The sequence below is a fragment of the Carboxylicivirga taeanensis genome, from assembly GCF_051851475.1.
Lineage (GTDB): Bacteria > Bacteroidota > Bacteroidia > Bacteroidales > Marinilabiliaceae > Carboxylicivirga > Carboxylicivirga taeanensis.
This window is the reverse complement of record NZ_JBPUSJ010000004.1, coordinates 424,078-440,773: the sequence shown is the minus strand read 5'-3', so window position 1 is coordinate 440,773 and position 16,696 is coordinate 424,078. Positions and strand designations below refer to the sequence as shown.

The window sequence follows — 16,696 nt, the reverse complement described above, 5'->3', positions numbered from 1 at the left end:
TAGTTTTAAAAGTCCAACGATAGATTAAACACATAGCTTCTTGAGGTTGGAGGCGCAGCATTTTCAAAACCTACCGCATTTGTTCCCGTAGCAAATACAGACTCTGGATCCACACCTTTTAAGTGACTCTTAATTAACCACACATTATTCACGGTAAAGCCAAGCTTTACACGCTTGATGGGTGAGTTTTCTAAAATACCTCCACGAAGGCTATAACTTAAACGGATATTTCGAAGTCGGATATTGGTGGCATCATACACATTAGCTTCTGTAATACCCAGGTTTCCGGGGCCTGTTACAGCTTCCCAATAATCCTGTGTGGTAATGGAAGTTGTATTCTCAGTATAACTTTCACCATCGAGAATCACACCGTCAACAACCATGTCATCTCGCATACCGCCTGGAGCTGTTACATCGGCTGTACCAGCGGCCTGCATACCCATGTTTGTACCTGAGAATATCTCGCCTCCAAAACGACCATCGACTTGGAAACTCAAATTAAGATTTTTGTATGAGAAAGAGTTAATCCATCCGACCATGGCATCGGGCTGTTGATTTCCCAATTTTTTCAATTCAGGATCCTCCTGAGGCAAACCATTACCATCCAACAACATTCGGCCATAATGAGCACTTTCAGGGTCGGTCACACGCAGGAAGGAAGTACCGTATATTTCACCATACTTACCACCCACTTCGGCAATAATTCTTACATTATCAAATCCTCCCAAACGGTATTCTACAACATCATCAGCTAACTCTTCAATGGTATTTTCGTTTTTAGAATAGTTCAACTGCATGTCCCAATTAAGACCTGAACTATTCTTGATGATATTACCATGCAACATCAGCTCAATCCCTTTATTCTGAATATCACCGGCATTGATTTTTCTATACTCGTAGCCACTCAGTGGGTCCATTGGTAAATCGATTAGCTGACGCGTTGCATTAGATTTATACCAGGCAAAGTCAATACCCAGTCTATTCTGGAACAAGCGCAGTTCAGCCCCAACCTCCCAGGATTTGATCAGCTCACTACGAACATTTGAATCGTACAAAGTAGTTCCGGCTCCGGCTGTTGTGTCACCTTTAGGGTCTTTACCAATCCAGTAAGTATTATATAATTGATAGGGTCCTAAATCGTTACCAACTTCGGCATAAGAGGCCCTTACTTTACCAAAAGTTATCCATGAAGGCATCGTCACATCCATTTTATTAAACATATCTGTAACAACGTAGGAAACTGTTACTGAGGGATAAAAGAAAGAACGATTATCTTCACTTAAGGTAGATGACCAGTCGTTTCGGAAGGTTCCTTCCAAGAACAGATAGCCATCGTAATTAACCTGCAGGTTACCATAAACAGAGTTAATTTTCTTTTCACTAAAACTATCGGTTATCGTTGGGTTATCAACCCCATTATTTAAGGAGAATAAGTTAGGAACCTCTAACTCGCCTGAATTAGCTGACAAACCTGAATTATTCTGAGACATTAGGTTACCACCCAACATGGCGGATCCACCAAATTTTCCAAAAATATTATCCCTAGATGCACTTATTAAGGCACTGAAGTTATTCTCATAAAATACGCGTTTACTAAGCGTATAACGGCCTCCCGATGAGAGTGGACTTCCTGCATATTGCTTCGTTTCAGTATTGGTCGTATAACGGTCTGAACCACCTTTAATTTCGGCATTTAACCAAGGGGTGAAACGGTATTTTAAAGAACCATGCAAAATAAAACGGTCACGGCTATCTTCATTCAAATTATACCTAGCGTTCCAATACGGGTTTACCTGACTACCACCACCATACCAAATCATGTTTCCAAGTTCATCGGTAGGCGGATCAAAATCACGAATATCAAGAGAAACCGGCAATGTATACATGGTATAGTAGGCATTTGAAGCATTTGCGCCTAACAAAGGACGATTTTTAGCAGTTGTACTACCATATTGAACTTTTGTATCCATGGTCCAACGCTCATCCGGCCCAAACTTAGAAGTGGCGCGTGCGAGCAGGTTCGTTCTCTGCAGCTTGGCACCAGGTATCATACTCTTGTCATCTTTATGCGTAAATGAGGTATACAAAGAAACCTTATCGTACTGCTGCTGGAAAGACACGTTGTAATCCTGCGTAACACCAACATCGAAGAAGTTCTCTACATTATCATAGGCGGTTAAAGGAACTTGCGTACCATCCCATTTTGTTACTTGTTGCCCTTCAATTTTAGGCCCCCAGCTAGACGTACTTAGCTCACTAAAAATACCCTGACTACCTTGTCCAAAAGAGCTTTGCATATCGGGGTTAGTGAAAATGGTCTCAAAACCATAGGTAGCAGATACTGAAATACCTAAGCCCTCCGTTTTTTTACCTGACTTGGTGGTGATTAAGATAACCCCGTTACCTGCTCTGGAACCATATAAAGCAGCTGCTGAAGCCCCTTTCAATACCGACATACTTTCGATATCATCAGGGTTAATATCACCTAATCCGTTACCCATATCGGGCGATGGATTCCAATAATCATTGTTTTCTGCACCAGTAAAGTTATCGATAGGGATACCATCCACTACAATAAGCGGCTGGTTATCGCCCGTTAATGAACTATTACCCCGCAGCACAATTTTTGAAGAGGCTGCCGGTCCTGCACTGGATTTAATAACCTGTAATCCGGACACCTTACCACTTAATGAATTAGCCACATTAGCCTCACGAGATTCCAAAATAGCCTCTCCATCCACTTCCTGAATGGCATATCCCAAAGCCTTTTTCTCACGTTTAATACCCAAGGCCGTTACAACCACCTCATCTAAACCTTCTGATTCGGAAACTAATTTGACATTTATAACTGTATTAGCTGATGTTACAACTACTTCCTGCGTAGCCATTCCGACAAACGAAAACACCAATGTGGCCCCGTTAGCAACAGTGATGTTATACATTCCGTCCATATCAGTTATTGTACCGTTTGTTGTCCCTTTTTGAAAAATGGAGACTCCCGGCATAGGCAGTCCATCATCAGAACTTGTTACCTTACCGCTAACATTTAAGTCTTGGGCATTTAGTAACATACCAAGCATGAGTGTTGGAATAAGCAACAAACATCTTGTTACCCAACTTACATTTCTTTTCATACGTGCGATTTTTTTAGGTTTATAATGGAATAAGAATGGTAGTGAGAGAGAACGTATTTGTCACCAATAATTCTCACGGACTAAACACCCTTAATCAATAAATGCCAAACCCGAAAGTTTGACATCTAAAAGGTACGGTGAGACGCTTGGGCAATCAAGCACTCGTTTACTTATTTTCACATTTAGGAACATATTTAATCACTTTGAAACATATCTCCACCTTCTGCAAAAAAAGAGGCCCTGCCTAAGCAGAGCCCCTTCCATTAATCGCACTTATATAATAGTTTGGTTTTAGAGACTATCAATCAAGTTTTAGTAGTTAGCCCACCAAACTTTGTTTGCCATGTTTTTACTTGCTTCTGGAACATTCGCATTCACAGATACTTCACTTTCTGGAACTCTCATACGCTGAGGAAGTGCGAAGTTGGTGCTACCCTGAGCATAGACTTCAACATCTTTACGTTCTGTTGTTCCATCCGCATTTTTCCATATACCATTAACTGTAGCGTTCTTATCCAAATAGCAATATTCAGGATGACGTGTACGTCTTAAAACAGAATATGCTTCATGCTGAACAGTGTAGGCTGAAATCCATCTTTCGGTAGCGATTATGGCAATTTTCTCTTGTTCTGATGCAGCACTAAATTTTGCTTCTACATCACTTATAAATGAAGAAGGCTCCGCTCCCCAACGCTTACAGCTCGCTGCAAGACCAGTACTTAGCCACTCCTGTGCAGATTTGTCTGAAGTCACCAAGTTACGCTGTACTGCTTCTGCCATAGCTAGGCATACCTCTGCATAATCCATTGAAACAGGATTCCATGTTCCATTGTCATACCAAATTGAAGGGTGCATCCATGAATAGTTAAGAACATTACCTTCTACAGAGTGTGCTGCAATTGAACGAATTGTATCATTTTCATCAACAAAATAATTTGCTCGAGCAGGTCTTCCTTTATGATCATTAGCTTTATCTCCTCGTGGCGCCATAAAGAATTTATCAATTCGTGGATCATAAATGCCTGATAGAGCATTAATATCCTCTGTTGAAGAACCATCTTTATTCACATTGGAAGCGAATAACGGGCTACCTTTCATTACTTCTATTATCTCATAGGCAGGTATAAAAGCCCCAGGACCTGGAGCCCAATTCATTGTATAACCATCCCACGTGAAAGTCAATTTAATTTTTTCATCAGGATTTTCAGGATCAGTTTCTTCCATCGAACCCGGCCATGTCTTGAAGAAACCATAATATTGATTTTGAAGATCAATGGTAGAAGAAGTTCTTTTAACAACCAGATTATCTTCATTACTTTCAAATAATGGATAATTTACAACATTTGCCAGGATTGATGCTGCTACATCTGGTTCTGCATTGGATCTTCTTAACGCCATTCTTAAGCGCAAAGAATTAGCAAATTTCCTCCAATTAGATACGTCGCCTCCATAAACAATATCGAAGGTGTTAAGAGTAGCAATAGTAACATCCTCTTTAAGATAATCTTCAACAGCCTGCTTTAATTCAGCCTCTAAGCCATCATATAACTGTTTTTGAGTATCAAATTTAGGTGAAGGGTTATCAATGTCTCCGTGTTCCGAATATGGAAGATCTCCAAACGCATCACTAATCTTAAGAAACTGGAATGCTCTAATTGTAACAGCAATACCTTTAAATTCCTTTGCCATTGAAGTCTCAGGATTAGCTTCCAAGTATTCTAGAATAAGCTTAACATTGGCAAAAAGAGAACCACCAAATCCATTCATAAAAGAGGATGAGTTATATGAATCCCATACACCTGCAGTCCAGCCTTCATTGTAGTCGTATGCGGTGGCTCCGCCCCACCAACATCCTGAATAACCACCTTCAACATGAGCTGCAAATCGTTCCCCGTGCAAAACAACACCTCTCCAAAACTCAAAACGATCTTCATGAAAAGCCTTTCTCATACAGCTTGCTAACAAAGCTTCTGTTGCTGGATTATCAGCTGTAGGTGCATTAGGATTCACATTGAGTTCATCCAAATCGTTACAGCTTATTGCTAGTAAAGCTATTAATCCAACTGCAATAATTTTTCTTATATTTTTCATATGTAATAGTATTTCTAATAAATGTTTAAATGGCAATGCTTAGTAACCACATTAAGGGTTTATTTTGCCAATAAACTATGATTAAAACTTCACATTAACAGTAAATCCATATGAAGTGGTTGAGGGAACATTAAATAGGTTATAACCCTGACCGTTACCTGTACCCCACGATTGATTAGGATCGATACTTTTAGCGTCTTCATCACGGTATAAGAATCCCAAATTATATGCATTGAAGCTTAATCGTAAATCCTTTACAATACCTTCAGGATTCATCTTAAAGTTATATCCCATTGAAATCTCTCTCAAGCGGATATTTGTAGCATCAACTATCCATGGTTCACCATATCCAGACAATCCATTCCAATAGTTTTGTGCATTCATAACAACATCAGCAGCATTACCATTTCCATCAACACCGGAAACACTTACTCCACTCTCACGTCCTAATAGCGTACGTTCTGTGACACCAGCTGCACTTAAAGCGGCCTCAGTAGCATTTACAATATCCCCTCCAATCTTGCCATCAAGCAATACTCTAAAGTTAAAACGCTTGTATTCGAACTGGTTTAACCAACCAAATGTTGCATCAGGATTAAAGTTGCCTAATTCGACAGCTGTTCCCCCAGATACAAATCCTTCGTTAGTAACACGATAATTACCATCAACTTTTGCAGGAAGCCCCATTATCTTTCCATAGCCGTTCTTACCAGGTTCAGCAATTATCTGAATACCTCCAGCGATATTACTCAAATCAGCTAACGTCTGTTTATCAACACCTTCAGCTAACTCTACTACCTCTGTAACGTTTTTAGCTAAAGTTAAAGTTGTTTCCCAACGGAACGATCCACTTTCTACAGGTACTCCTCCTAAAGACATTTCAAAACCACTATTTTTTACCTCACCGGCATTTAAGAATTTATTATTATAACCTGTAGCAGAAGAAACTTTTGTAGTTAAAAGCTGGTTTTCTGTAGTTTGTGAATAGTAGTTAAAATCGAATGATAAGCGATTATTTAATGCTCTGAAATCCAATCCTGCTTCAATTGAGGCTGTTCTTTCAGGTTTAAGATCAGGTACACCTGGCAAACCATTCACATCCATCAACGGCACCCCATTATGATCTAACAGCGGATTAATACCAAAAGTAGTAACGGTTCTATAAGGATCGGTATCATTACCCACTTCAGCATAACCTAGTCTAACTTTAAGCAGGTTAATTCCAGAAAGTTCTACTACTTCATTTATAAGGAAAGTAGCTGAAACTGCAGGGTACGTGTAAGGATCTGGCAAGGTCGAACTTTTATCATGACGGATTGATGCGTCCAGATAAAGGAAGTTTTTATAGCCAAGATTAATCGTACCGTAAACAGAATTTACTTGCTTCTCAAAATAATTGTAACTAGCCTTTTTTGATAAATAATTCTGAATATTCCAATAACCACCTTTTATAACATCATCTCCGCGGTCAAAGCTAACATTGTTATATTTTTTCATGATGTTACCACCAAGATTGAAACCAAAATCCAGATCTCCGAAACGATTCTTATACATAAGAAGAGCATCGTAGTTAGATTCTCTACTAAGATAATTATTCATTATCCATTGACCTTTCGAATTTTGCTTATGTCCATAGTTGTAACGCTCCTCAACAGAGTTGTTTTGGTAATCTGTACCAGCACGAACAAAACCAGACAAGTGATCTGTTAAATCGAAATCAAGTTTTATAAAACCAATCAGTCGGTCCTTCTTGTTAATCATTTCATCATACTCAGTAGTCCAGTACGGGTTCATTTGAGTACCAACAAATGGGTCATTAGGTTTAACGGCACCATCTGTATCAACATATTTGTAATTCTTTAACTCATCCAAATTAGTGTTTCGTGGAAGTGTGAATAATCCATACATGGCGTTACTGGATGCTTCTCCTAACCATGTACCACCATTAACCTCCTGATTAATGTAATTTGCCTTTACATCTACACGCAACCACTCGGCTAAATCATACTGCGTTCTGATATTAAAATTATGACGAACTTGATCATTACCAGGAAGAACACCTTTTCCATAAAGATTTGTATATGAAAAACGAGAAGAACCATTTTCGCCACCTTTAGTTAAAGAAACTGTATTGGTAGTTTTGAAACCTGTTTCAAAAAAATCTTTAATATTATCTGGCTGAGCAGCATAAGTAAGATTATCTTCGTAGGCACTCCACGATGGCAAGCTTTGACCGGTCATCTCTGGTCCCCAACTATTATCTGAGTCGGTTAAAGTATAAGTAGGTTGGTTCTCTACATAATGCCCCTGTCCATATTTATTTTGAAACTTTGGTAAGTACTGCTCAGAAACCACATCAAACATGTTTGAACTGGACACCTCAATACCAAGTCCTTTACCTTTAGTTCCTGATTTAGTTGTAATGATAATTGCCCCATTTTGTGCACGTGAACCATATAAGGCAGCAGCATTAGGACCTTTAAGAACAGTTACGCTTTCAATATCGTCAGGGTTAATGTCCATTGAACCCGAACCAAAGTTCTTTCTGTCCCAAACTCCGGCAGCGTCTTCAACCGTATTATTATTGATTGGTACACCATCAACCACATAAAGCGGCTGGTTATTGCCAGAAATTGAGCTATTACCGCGAAGAACAACGCGATTAGAAGAACCAAGTCCTCCTTGCGATGAACCTAGATCTAGACCAGCAACTTTACCCTGCATCGAACTTAGCACATCACTACCTGCGGCTGCTTGAATCTCTTCACTATCGACCTTTGACACTCCATATCCAAGCGATTTTTCTTCGCGCTTGATACCTAAAGCTGTTACCACAACTCCCTCCATCTCGATTGATTCGGGCTGTAAGGTCACATTAATTGTTGTTTGGCTACCAACTGTAATCTCCTGCGCCTTCATACCAACAAAAGTAAACGAGACAACTGCGCCCGTTGGAGCAGTAATAGAATATTTACCGTCAATATCGGTAATGGTACCATTGGTTGTACCTTTTTCGACAACAGAAACACCCGGTATGGGCATCCCGTCTTCGGCACTTTTAACAGTACCATTAATCGTAACATCCTGGGCGAAGGCTATGCTTGCTGATAAAAGCAACATAACAACCCCCATGAGTCCTCTCTGAAACCAGTTAAATCTTCTTTTCATAAAGAGTTTAATTTTGGAATTAGTTAATGTATTAAATAAATGTGAGTAGTAGCAAAAGGATTAGCATGAGTATTAAAAGCACAATCAGCACGCTCCGTATTACAAAATACCGGCGTGCTTCATGCTTAATGCTCGATGGTTTATCTCTATTGCTTAATGTTAATTTCATGAAGGCAAATGTAAATCAAAGAACATCATGCGAAATGAAACAGATGTTGAAAGAAATAGAACTTTTAACACTTTAATTGCTCTATTGTATCACTATTGTATTATTGTTGCATCGGCTTCTAATCATTGACTTAAAAAGTGTTGCGGAATGCATAATTTAACTCTTCAAGACATTCTGAGAATGGGGATGATGGGCAAGAAAAAAGGTGAACAAATGTCCACCTTTTCAAATTTTTGTGAGAAAATACAATTACTTCACTAGTTCACCGACCAAAATTGGCTCACCCTGTTCCTCATCTAGGTGAGTAATCAGGACCGTATAAAATTTATTCTTAAGTAATGGTTCGTTAACTTTAACAGGGACATAATACTCCCCATACCCTTTCGACCAGTCGTCGGTAATTGTTTCAATCAACACCACCTGGTGACATCCGATAAAGCGTTTTCGATAAGCCCGTTTATTTTCCAAAGCAACCTTCCGAATTATTTCGCTCCGACGCGTCTTTTCTCCTTCAGGCACACCATTATTCATTCGGGCCGCACGGGTATCTTCCCGCTTAGAATATTTAAAGGTATGTACATGTCCAAAATCCAGGTCCTTTATAGCTGTAACTGATTTCTCGAAGTCTGCTTCTGATTCACCTGGAAACCCGACAATAATATCTGTTGTAATATTAAACCTGGGATCCACCTCACGCAACCGCGCTACCATTCTTTTATACAATTTATAGGTATACATCCTGCGCATTTGCAAAAGCACTGATTCTGATGCACTTTGGAGGCATAAATGCAGGTGCGGCGTAATTTTAGGATGCTGCATTAATTCAAAGAACTCATCATCAAAACTATCGGGCTCAATGGACGAAATTCGAAGCCTGAAATCAAGATCCATATCAACGATATGCCTTAATAATTGAGAAAAATTGACTCCATCGTGCTGATAGCGACTAATATTGACCCCGGTAATGACCACTTCTTTATAACCAAAAGCAACCACCTGCTTAATGTTTTCGAGAATAGCATCGACGGATCGGCTGACTGCCCGCCCACGCACTTTAGGAATAATACAGAATGAACAGAAATTGTCACATCCATCCTGTATCTTAATCATACTGCGGGTATGGAATGTTTCACCAGCAGGCGCATAGCTAAACACACCTCCCTCATAAGTGTTAGAAGGAATAATCTCTTGATTAAAATGAGCTTCTACCAGTTGAGGGATGGCACTTTTTTGCTGATTATCGACCACATAAGCATTCGGATAACGCTTTTCCAGCTGTTCCTTATGATGATTCGCCATGCAACCTGTAATAATCAGCATGCCTTTATGCCCGTGATTTAGTGCATGATTAACCACGTAACGCGATTTCTGGTCGCTCTGATTCGTCACCGTACAGGTATTTACAATAAATACATCCGTATCTTTACTATCTTCAACCACCTCGTAACCTAAGCCTGCAAACCTGGAGGCTAAAGCATCAGTTTCAAACTGATTTAACCGACAGCCTAAGGTCTTAAATCCTACTCTCTTTTTCATATTGTTATCCAGCCATCTCATTTACCTCTACTAACTCCCCTTCAACGGAAAAATTAGTGGTTGATGTAATTTTAACGGTCACAATCCGACCTATTAGCGACTTATCTTCCGATGCAAAACGCACAGTAATTTTACCTTCTGTCTGGGCACTTAAATACCCTTGTTTACGGTCCGTATCCCTTACAAGTACACTTACTTCCTTCCCCAGCAACTGTGCATTGTAGCGCCCCGACACTTCGGCCAGGTCAGCAGATAGAATGGCAAGGCGTTCCTTCTTTACTTTTAAATCTACATCATCCGGCCAGGCGTAAGACGCAGCACCAGGTCTTTTAGAGTACATCGCTATATAAGCCATATTGTACTCAAACTCTTTAAGCACCTGCCGTGTATTCTGAAACTGCTCATCTGTTTCGCCCGAGAATCCAACTATGATATCGGTGAACAAAGTAGCCTGCGGAATCAGTTCTCGGATGGCGCTTACCGTTTCCCTGTACTTTTTTACAGAATGTTTACGGTTCATTTTTATCAGTACCTTGTCATCACCTGATTGAATTGGTAAATGAATTTGTTTAGCCAAACACTTGTAGCGAGCAATCACTTCAATAACATCGCGTCCCATGTCGCGTGGATGTGGCGATGTAAAGTACACCCAAAAGCGGTGCGCGGTCGTTTCGCCTATCTGTCCAATCTGCTCCAACAGCTGAGCAAAGCTTATTTCGTTGCCTTTCTTATCCAATCCATAGGAATTAACGTTCTGACCCAGCAAGGTTATGGAACGATACCCCTTTTCAACCAGGCTTTTAACCTCATCAACAATCTCACTTGAAGGTCGGCTGACCTCTCTTCCACGCGTATATGGCACTGCACAAAAAGAGCAGAACTTATCACACCCGTTTTGAATTGGGATAAACGCCTCAAAAGAGCTGTTGTACTTAGGTTTTACCTTCCAGAAAAAGTTGATTTCGTCTTTGGGATTAAGGTTATCACTCACCAGGCCTGCAGGTGTTGTTATGCCGTAATGAGATAGCATTTGTGGAAACTGTGGCAATTCGCGCATAGCAAACACAATGTCGAACAGCGTTAAAAACTTCTGTTTATCAGCTGGCAAGATACAGCCACTAATAAAGGTGATTAGATTTTGAGAAGCTTTTCGCTTGTTCCACGCAGCAATTTTAGAGTAGACTTTATCAATGGCTTTTTGACGCACCGAACAAGCTAAAATACCTATAATATTCGCCTCGTGTTCATCTTCTGTCCATTGGGCACCCATCCCATCTAAAACTCTTTTCACTCGCTCACTGTCAGACTGATTCATCTGACACCCTAATGTTACCAGGTGGTATTTCACAATAATTCCTTGTTTTGATAATTCGTATTGAGATCGACAATCAATTAATAATGCTGTTAACCTTGCACAGTTATGAAATCAAAGACACCGCAGCTTAAAAATACACCTCAGCATGAATATTATCGGTGCTAACTCCCTGCTCCTCTAAAATGTCGTATACATCATGAATCATGTTACAATTACCACACAGATAATAATGCACGTCTGTACCAAAAGGATGGTTTTTCAAATAATCAGTTACTCTGCCCTTATAATTTCCTTTGGAATCCTGTGAAGTGCACAACACATACCTGCCGGTTTCATAGGCTTCTGAATCGTAGGCTTCATAAGCATACTTAACGCCATGCAACAAGGTGTAGTTAATTGCCTTATTGCTTTGTACGAAACTATGAAATGGCGAAATACCAGTTCCACTGGCAATAAATACATATTTTTGATCTTTAGGTAGATCTTTATTGATTGTAAAGTATCCAACTGGTTCTTCAACCACCACAAAACCGCCCTTTTGAAGCTTTTTTAAACTTGGCGAAACAAGACCATTTTCAACTTCCTTCACAAGTATTTCAATGTAATCATCCTGCTCGGCGCTATAAATAGAATACTCTCTTGTATGTATACCATTTGGCGGTCCGACACATACATGCTGGCCGGCCTCAAACTCCATTCCTTTTTTTTCTATACGTAATACAAATGTGCTATCCGTTAAATGACGAACAGCTAATATCTCGTGCAAATCGGTTTTAATTTTATTTGCTACCGGAACTTCTTTTTCCATTACTACTATCTGTTATAATTTATCAATCCCTCTTGCCTGATTCTGGCTTTTATCTTTTACACACCAATAAACACACCAACTCTGCTTTTGGTTTAATAAAAAAACATCTTTAAATATTAAATAATCCTAACAGCGTTTAGCTCGGATGTAAGTAGCGACATTTTCAAAAGGGCACATCAGGCGATCAAAATTATATGAAAGTGAAGTTTTGATTATCGTAAGTAAAACAATGATTATTATTTTTCATATATTCACCAATCCATAAAAATCTACACATGCTACGCATATTAATAGTCATATTTTCCGTATTGATATTTAGTACATCAATACAGGCTCACTATTCACATTATGGTTTTAATAGTTTAGATACAGAAAATGGATTAACCAACAATACCGTGAACTGTATACTTCAAGATAGTCGCGGTTACATGTGGTTTAGCACTTATTACGGACTGAACCGTTATAATGGTTATGACATAAAAACCTTTTACAGCACTTCAGACAAAGAGGAAACGCTCACAAGTAACTTCATTACCAAACTAGTTGAAGATAATGAAGGTAATATTTGGGTAGGCACTAAATTTGGGTTAAATAAATACCATAAAGACACCGAGAAATTCACCCGCTATTGGGCCAATGACTCCCTACCGGCTTCTTTAACCAATAATCAAATAGGAGCCTTACTCCTGGATAGCCGGGGACAAATGTGGGTGGGAACCATGGGCGGGGGCTTGCACTACTACCACCAGCAAATTGATGGCTTCTCCTGCTTTTCGCAAAGCGACAGCATAGGCGCCTATGTTAACACCATTTCGGCCATAACAGAAGGTTACAATGGAGAGTTATGGATTGGCACCTTCGGCAACGGCCTCAGTATGTTTAATCCCAAGGAACACTTCTTTATCAATTTTGAGTTTCCAACCATGCAGGTGAATGACTTATTGGATGATGGCAATGGCAGTATATGGATTGCAACTGACAACATGGGGTTATACCGATTTGACAAAGAAATGAAGGTATATGAGCGATTTGACTTGAAGGACAGTAAGGTTAAAACAAATCTCAATATCATCCTGTCATTAACCCTGGATAAAGACGGAAGTATTTTAGCAGCAGTGGATGGAGGTGGTATCATCTGCATCGATCCACTCGAAAACGAAATAAGCAACAAAAAAGACCACCAAAATGCCTTTGCACAGCTGGATACAAAAGCCGTGTTTTCAGTTTATATAGATAGCAATGGGCTATATTGGGTTGGCACCATCGGCAAAGGGGTACGCATCGTCAATTTGGAACGAAACCGTTTCCAGCATTACACACACCAGGCACACATCCCTAACAGTCTTAGCGACAACGCCATACTTTCACTCTTACAGGATTCCAAAGAGCGAATATGGGTAGGTACAGATGGTGGCGGACTAAACCTTTTTGATGTTAAAAATGAAACATTTAAGAGTTTCAATCAACTCCCATCCAACCTAAAAAGTAATGTTATAAAGCGGATATTTGAAGATGAAGACCACAATATTTGGTTAGGCACCTATGGAACAGGCTTGGCGTTGCTCAACGAAACAACAAACGAGCTGATCACTTATAACCCAAATAATATACTTAATAGTGAAGCCGTGTCAATTTCTGTGTGGTCCATTGCGCAGCAAAAAAGTCAAAAGCTATGGGTGGGCACTCTGGGGAATGGCCTTTACGAATTCGACACCAGGGATAAAAAATACACACACCTTTCTGATATTTATCCTGAATTGAATAGTGTAATGAACGACTATATTCTCAGTCTGTTCGTCGATTCTCAAAAAAACCTGTGGATTGGCACCAGTAACGGAATTTACGTGTGGCTAAGTGATGAAAAGAAATACATCCGCTACCTGTTTGACCGCATCAATGATAGTGGTGTTGGGAAAAATGCCATCCTCTGTATTAAAGAGGGAAAAGATGGCCAGATGTGGATAGGGTCCAATGGTGGTGGTATCTTCAAATTAAATCCGGAAAATGGAGAAATTGTTAACCTCACGATAAGCGATGGCTTGGCACAGGAACAAGTTTATGATATTTTAGAGCTGGAAGATGGAAAGTTATGGTTTGCCACCCATGGTGGGCTGGCTAATTACGACCAGAAAACGGGACGCTTTCAAAACTACGATACCAGAGACGGCTTGCTTGGCAGCACATTTAATAAGTTGCTCTATACATCGTTTGACAAACTGATGGTTGGAGGCGTTAAAGGCTTGAATGTTTTCAACCCCAATGTAATCAAAGTCAATAATAACGTTCCAAAGGTTCTGCTTTCAGATTTATTAATAAACAACAGTCCTGTTAAAGCTGGCGATACTAACAGCCCTCTAGAGCAAAACATAGCCGACACCAAAGAAATAGTGCTAAATCACCGTCAAGCAAACATTGGGATTGAGTTTGTGGCCATTAACTACTTTATCTCTGAAAAAAACTCATACAGCTATATGCTGGAAAACTCTTCAGAAGAGTGGAGCAAAGCCTCCTCTGAGCGCTTGGTAAAATATAACAATTTAAAGCCTGGCGAGTATGTGTTTAAAGTTAAAGCCGCGAATAATGATGGAGTTTGGAGTAATTCCGAAACTCAACTTAAAATAAAAGTATTAGCTCCTTGGTGGAAGCGCTGGTACGCGTATATGGCCTACTTTATTATTATTGGAGCCATTATGTATGCCTATATCCGATACACCGTATTATGGATTGATTTAAGACGAAAGTTAGAGTTTGAAATCATGGAACGTGAAAAAATAAAAGAACTGAATCAAATGCGTCTTCAGTTTTTCACAAATATTTCTCATGAATTCAGAACCCCATTAACCTTAATAGCAGGGCCATTAGTAACCCTGAAAAAGAAACTTTCGCTCAACAGCGACGACGAAAAACTTTTTAGTATTGCTCACAAAAACACAAACCTTCTTCTGCGCCTTGTCAACCAGGTGATGGATTTTAGAAAGGTTGAAACGGGTTCCATGGAGCTAAATATTTCAAGTGGCGACATTGTTGCGTGTATTAAGGAGTATGGCGAATCATTCCGCTATCTGGCCCTCGAGCGCAATATGAATTTCAAGATTGAGAGTAATATCGACCACTTGCAGATACAATTTGATGAGGACATTATTGAAAAAGTAGTATATAACCTGTTATCCAATGCATTTAAATATGGGAAAGAGCAGGGCAGCATCCAGCTCATCCTAGAACTTACAGATGATGCTGTTATTGAGAAGCAGCAACTCCTTATAAAAGTAAGTGATGATGGGGCTGGAATTGATAGCGATAACCCAGCTGATGTTTTCAAACAGTACAAACGCTTTAGCCATGGTAATAAGCACATTACAGGCACAGGTATTGGATTGGCATTAACCAAGTCACTGGTAGAACTTCACGGGGGCCAAATTACTGTGGAATCAGCCAAAGGCCAGGGAACAACATTTACAGTATGCTTGCCGGTGGTTAATAAAGTCAATCAGCACGCCAACTCTGAATATACAGAAATATTTACTGAACACAGCGAAACACAAACCCCTGCCACAGAACAGACTGATCATGCTGCCAAACAGCATAATTACAAACTTTTAGTTGTGGATGATAATCCGCAGGTGGTTGAGTTTTTAAGCTCCGTGCTGAAACATCACTATCAGGTGCACAGTGCAAGTGATGGTGAACAGGCTTTAAAACTTCTGAAACGACGTTCTTTCGATTTGGTAATATCGGATGTAATGATGCCGGTAATGGATGGCATTGAACTGTGTAAGCAAATTAAAACCAAGTTACAAACCAGTCATATTCCAGTAATTATGCTGACTGCCAAAACCTCGGTTGAAAACAAAATTGAAGGACTGAGCATAGGTGCTGATGCCTATGTGCCCAAACCCTTTAATCCGGATGTACTCAAGGCCTATATCGATAACCTGCTTAAGAACAGGGAAAAACTGAAAGAGGTTTTCACCGGCAATGCACTTATTTTGCCTGCCGATGTAACAAGCACTGCTGTGGATGAAACGTTCATCACCAAAGCACTGGATATCGTTAAAACAAACATGGAAGATGAAACTTTTGGAGTTGAAGAGCTGGGGAGTGAATTAGCCATGAGTCGAAGCAACTTGCATCGAAAAATTAAAGCACTCACCGGAAAATCAACAACAGACTTTATTCGGACCATACGACTGAAGGAGGCAGCCGCTAAACTTATTAGTACCGATGATCAGATAAGCGAAATTGCCTATAAAGTAGGGTTTAACAGCAGCTCATACTTTATCAAAAGCTTTAAAAAAGAGTTTAACATGTCGCCGGGTCAATATAAGCAGGCACATCAAAGATGGAGCTAAAAAGAGTTAAGCAAGAGCGTTCGGGAACTTTTTAGAACGCTGCTGCAGCAATGTCCTTACACACCCGCGGCTAAGGGCATGCTTATGCGCGTTAGCGGCTATAAAAAACAGCGCCAACTATCAATG

Annotated in this window: 7 protein-coding genes; 1 reads left to right on the top strand and 6 read right to left on the bottom strand. The window is 39.9% G+C overall.

Annotated features, from left to right (window positions below; translation table 11 throughout):
• Positions 1 to 5: 5 nt before the first annotated feature.
• The 6 genes from ACSX1H_RS08900 to ACSX1H_RS08875 form a co-directional block, all read right to left on the bottom strand.
• Complete coding sequence (locus tag ACSX1H_RS08900) at positions 6 to 3,134, bottom strand: SusC/RagA family TonB-linked outer membrane protein (protein ID WP_439183501.1); 3,129 nt, start codon at positions 3,132 to 3,134, stop codon at positions 6 to 8.
• Between the two features lie 312 nt (positions 3,135 to 3,446).
• Positions 3,447 to 5,225, bottom strand: a complete 1,779-nt coding sequence (locus ACSX1H_RS08895; RefSeq protein WP_439183500.1) for a SusD/RagB family nutrient-binding outer membrane lipoprotein — start codon at positions 5,223 to 5,225, stop codon at positions 3,447 to 3,449.
• Positions 5,226 to 5,306: 81 nt separating this feature from the next.
• Positions 5,307 to 8,393 carry a SusC/RagA family TonB-linked outer membrane protein gene (locus ACSX1H_RS08890; protein ID WP_439183499.1) on the bottom strand — a complete coding sequence of 1,029 codons (3,087 nt, stop codon included), beginning with the start codon at positions 8,391 to 8,393 and terminating at the stop codon, positions 5,307 to 5,309.
• Between the two features lie 418 nt (positions 8,394 to 8,811).
• Complete coding sequence (gene mtaB / locus ACSX1H_RS08885) at positions 8,812 to 10,098, bottom strand: tRNA (N(6)-L-threonylcarbamoyladenosine(37)-C(2))-methylthiotransferase MtaB (protein WP_439183498.1); 1,287 nt, start codon at positions 10,096 to 10,098, stop codon at positions 8,812 to 8,814.
• 4 nt (positions 10,099 to 10,102) lie between these two features.
• Entirely contained in the window at positions 10,103 to 11,446 is a 1,344-nt protein-coding gene (miaB, locus tag ACSX1H_RS08880; RefSeq protein WP_439183497.1) for a tRNA (N6-isopentenyl adenosine(37)-C2)-methylthiotransferase MiaB, read from the bottom strand.
• Positions 11,447 to 11,540: 94 nt separating this feature from the next.
• A complete protein-coding gene (locus tag ACSX1H_RS08875) occupies positions 11,541 to 12,221 on the bottom strand; it encodes an FAD-binding oxidoreductase (RefSeq protein ID WP_439183496.1) in 681 nt (226 codons plus the stop codon).
• 275 nt (positions 12,222 to 12,496) lie between these two features.
• Here ACSX1H_RS08875 and ACSX1H_RS08870 point away from each other — a divergent pair, with 275 nt between their 5' ends.
• Positions 12,497 to 16,570 (top strand): hybrid sensor histidine kinase/response regulator transcription factor, encoded by a 4,074-nt coding sequence (locus ACSX1H_RS08870; RefSeq protein WP_439183495.1) that lies wholly within the window; start codon positions 12,497 to 12,499, stop codon positions 16,568 to 16,570.
• Positions 16,571 to 16,696 lie beyond the last annotated feature (126 nt).